Origin of the sequence: Streptomyces spiralis (genome assembly GCF_014654675.1) — a bacterium.
GTDB classification, from domain to species: Bacteria; Actinomycetota; Actinomycetes; order Streptomycetales; family Streptomycetaceae; genus Streptomyces; species Streptomyces spiralis.
On sequence record NZ_BNBC01000027.1, the window covers coordinates 121,208 to 124,381 of the forward strand.

A 3,174-nucleotide genomic window follows, 5' to 3' on the forward strand; every position below is an offset into this window, starting at 1 on the left:
GCTCCCCCACTGCCTGAACGGCGTGGGAGGTACCCCCACCACCAGACCCCGCTCCCTGATCCGGCCTGATCCAAACGAAAGGCCCTAAGCGGTCGCGAGGTGGCGAGGGCCGCCGGCTCGGGTGATCGTTGAGACGACCGTCTCCGTACGCCGGGAAGAGAGCAGCCCATGGCGGACCCGCCGGCGGCCGTCCCCCAGCGGTCCGCGCACGACACCCGCTCCCTTCTGCTCTTCGGCGGGGTCTACGGCGCCGTCGTGGCCTGTGCCATGGTCGCCGCCCTCACCGGGGTCGGGCACAACTCGGCGGCCGACCGCCGCTACGACTCCGCCTGGCTGCTGGTGACCGCGCTCGCCTCCGCGCTGGCGCACGGCTACGCCCACTACATCGCCGAGCGCGGCCCGCACCGGCGCGGCCAGGCGCTGCGCGCCCTGGCGGCCGAGTGGCCGCTGGTCGCCGCCACGCTGCCCAGCGCGCTGATCCTCGCGGGTGGCGGCTGGGGCTGGTGGCCCGCGGACGAAGTGGAGTACCCGGCGTTCACCTTCAACGTCGCCCTGCTGTTCACCCTGGGCCTGGTCTCGGCCCGGTGGGCGGGGCGCAGATGGGCGATGGCGCTGCTCACCGGGGTGGCCGACGCCGTGTTCGGGCTGATCGTGGTCGTGGCCAACGCGCTCATCAAGTGACGTCTCCATCGGCATCGCCGGGAAATGGCCGAGCGGCCCGAGGCGGCTCAGGGCCCGCTGCCCGCGTCGGCGTCCAGGCCCGTGCACGCCACCTTCCCGTTCACCTCGGCGCACGCCTCCACCCCGCTCGGTGAGGAAACGGCGAGCATCGGGCTCGTGTCGCCCCGGGTGTCGTCGGCGGAGTACGTCGCCGACAGCACGTCCCGGCCCGTCCGCACGGAGACCTCCCGGGCCACCGCGCCCCGCACCCGCACCTGCGACCAGGCGGTTCCACAGGAGGGGGACCAGCGCAGCCGGACGGTGTACGCCGCGTCGCTCACGGCGCTCTTGGTCTGCGCGTCGCCGGCGCACGCCGAGGCGCCGGGCAGCTCGCCCTGGCAGGAACGGCCCTGGCAGCGCTGGGAGACCGGCACGACCCGCGTGCCCGGTGCCGTGCCGCGCGAGGAGGTGGCGAGGGCCGTGGCCACGGCCGCGACGGCGGTCAGCAGGGTCAGCGCCGGGAGCAGGGCGCGCCGCCCAAGGCGCGCCCGGAACGGGCCTGCGGCCTCGGCCTTGGAGCCGGAACCGGACGCCGGCCCGGAGGCCGAGGGCGTGGCGGGTGCGCGTGGTGCTTCTCCCGCCGCCTCCCACAGCGCCAGGGCCGGTGCCGGGTCGGCGCCCGCGAGCCGGGCGAGCGCCTCCACGGCCGAGCGGGGCGGGTGCTTGGCCCCGGTCAGGTAGCGGTGCCAGGCGGACTTGCTGTAGGGGGTGCGCGTGGCGAGGGCGGCCAGGCTCAGGCCCGTACGGTCCCTCAACTCGCGCAGGGTCGCCGCCAGCGGCCCGATCGACGGTGCCGCTTCCTGGGCCTGCCGCATCATGCTGCTCCCGACTCGACTTCCGCTATGGGCGTTTCGCCCCCAGTTGTCGGGATGGATTCCCGGGTTCGGGCCACCGCCACACATCCGGGAGGTGTGAGGAAAGTGAGCCGGCTGTGACTTGGGCTGTGCCTTCGGTTGCGGCTTCGGCTGCGGCGTGGTGCGGGACACGCCGGGGCCCGTTCCGCCGGCACGCGGTGCGGCGGAACGGGCCTCGTCCGTCAGGGCGTACGGGGCAGAGGAGACGTCAGCACCAGGGGACGGCGCCGCGTACGCGCAGGTAGCGCGCCGAGACGTAGCCCCGCACGTGCGCGAGCCGGTACCACTGGTGGGTGCCGCGCACCCAGGACCCGTACGTCCGGCACTTGAGCGCGAGCAGCCGGCCCGAGTGCCGCACGCCGATCACCCGGTACCCGGTGCCGGGGCCGGAGCGGACGTTCAGCGGGGAGCGGTGCGTGGTCACCCGACCGACGGGGTGGCTCGAACGGTAGTGCGTGGCATGGTGGTTGACGTGGCGCCAGTGCCGTACGTGCCGCGCCGGGGCGGGCAGCGGCGAAGGAAGCAGGTGCTGCTCGGCCACTGCCGCGGCGGGGCGCGCGGCGGGCGCGGCCGGGGCGGCATCGGCGGCCGTGGGCACGAGCGCGAGCATCGCGACCGTGGCCAGCAGGCCGCCGGTGAGGGTCCGTCGGATCATGGAAACCTCCGGGCTTTCGTTCCGGTGACCACATGGCGTGATCACATGTCGCCCAGCGTTTCCGTGGCGGCGGCCGACGATGCCGTCCCCGTGTCCCTGGGACGGCGGGGACGTCCCAGGGGACCGGTGCTGCGGGAGGTGCCCCCGCGACGCCCGCGGCGAACCGGCGAGGGGGCGTCGCGGCAGTGAACGCCCCAGCAAACTACTTGAGTAAGTCAACGATATGATAGCCTCGGGGCATGCCCACCCCATCGTCGCCCACCGGCCCCGTCATCTCGCCCGAGGTGGCCGAGATCGAGCGCGCCCTGACGCGCATCACCTATCTGAGCACACGGGCCCGGCAGCACGAGCGGCTGATGGGACTGGCCGGCGTACCCCTGGACCGCGCCGCGGTGGCGCTGCTGCGCCAGATCGCCGACTCCGAGCCGCTGCGGCCCGGCGAGCTGGCCAACCGCCTGGGCGTGGAGGCCTCCCATGTGACGCGCACCGTCCAGCAGCTGGAGAAGTCCGGCCATGTCACCCGCGTCCCCGATCCCGACGACCGCCGCGCCCAGCGCATCCGGCTGACCGAGCCGGGCCGGGAGGCCATCGCCCGCATCCGCGAGGCCGGCGCCCGCGGTATGCAGCTTGCCCTGTCCGGCTGGTCCGCCGAGGAACTCCACGAGCTGGCCACGCTGTTCCATCGCATGGTGGACGACTTCCTCGCGTACGCGAACGACATGGACGCCGTGCAGGACACCACGGACACGGCACGGCGTCGCACCGGCTGACCGTGCTGCCGTCCCGCCGGACGGGGGCCGTCCGCCAGGGGCCGCTCACGTACGGTAGGGTTTACCCGGGCGTCGAGGTGGATCACCGCACAGGCGCCCGACGGGACGTGGCGCAGCTTGGTAGCGCACTTGACTGGGGGTCAAGGGGTCGCAGGTTCAAATCCTGTCGTCCCGA

The 3,174-nt window shown here is 74.2% G+C and carries 4 protein-coding genes and 1 tRNA gene; 3 read left to right on the forward strand and 2 right to left on the reverse strand.

Translation table 11 applies throughout. The features are described 5' to 3' along the window. Window positions 1-168 precede the first annotated feature (168 nt). The gene (locus IE318_RS26100) at window positions 169-681 is read left to right on the forward strand and encodes a hypothetical protein (RefSeq protein ID WP_030180734.1); all 513 of its coding nucleotides are present in this window, start codon (window positions 169-171) and stop codon (window positions 679-681) included. Window positions 682-728: 47 nt separating this feature from the next. Here IE318_RS26100 and IE318_RS26105 read toward each other — a convergent pair whose 3' ends face one another. Both IE318_RS26105 and IE318_RS26110 read right to left on the reverse strand, forming a co-directional pair. Continuing rightward, on the reverse strand, window positions 729-1,538 hold the full coding sequence (locus IE318_RS26105; RefSeq protein WP_229903752.1) for a helix-turn-helix domain-containing protein: 810 nt from the start codon (window positions 1,536-1,538) through the stop codon (window positions 729-731). A gap of 244 nt (window positions 1,539-1,782) precedes the next feature. Further along, window positions 1,783-2,229 carry an SH3 domain-containing protein gene (locus tag IE318_RS26110; RefSeq protein WP_189904179.1) on the reverse strand — a complete coding sequence of 149 codons (447 nt, stop codon included), beginning with the start codon at window positions 2,227-2,229 and terminating at the stop codon, window positions 1,783-1,785. Window positions 2,230-2,468: 239 nt separating this feature from the next. On the opposite strand from IE318_RS26110, the gene IE318_RS26115 reads away from it, so the two are divergent. Together IE318_RS26115 and IE318_RS26120 are read left to right on the forward strand one after the other, a co-directional pair. Beyond that, window positions 2,469-2,999, forward strand: a complete 531-nt coding sequence (locus IE318_RS26115; protein WP_189904181.1) for a MarR family winged helix-turn-helix transcriptional regulator — start codon at window positions 2,469-2,471, stop codon at window positions 2,997-2,999. A 101-nt stretch (window positions 3,000-3,100) separates the two neighbouring features. Next, window positions 3,101-3,174, forward strand: a tRNA-Pro gene (locus IE318_RS26120).

Bases quoted from the DNA above. Each gene is read 5' to 3' on its own strand.
- IE318_RS26100 (WP_030180734.1), top strand. From the start codon at position 169: ATGGCGGACCCGCCGGCGGCCGTCCCCCAGCGGTCCGCGCACGACACC.
- IE318_RS26105 (WP_229903752.1), bottom strand. From the start codon at position 1,538: ATGATGCGGCAGGCCCAGGAAGCGGCACCGTCGATCGGGCCGCTGGCG.
- IE318_RS26110 (WP_189904179.1), bottom strand. From the start codon at position 2,229: ATGATCCGACGGACCCTCACCGGCGGCCTGCTGGCCACGGTCGCGATG.
- IE318_RS26115 (WP_189904181.1), top strand. From the start codon at position 2,469: ATGCCCACCCCATCGTCGCCCACCGGCCCCGTCATCTCGCCCGAGGTG.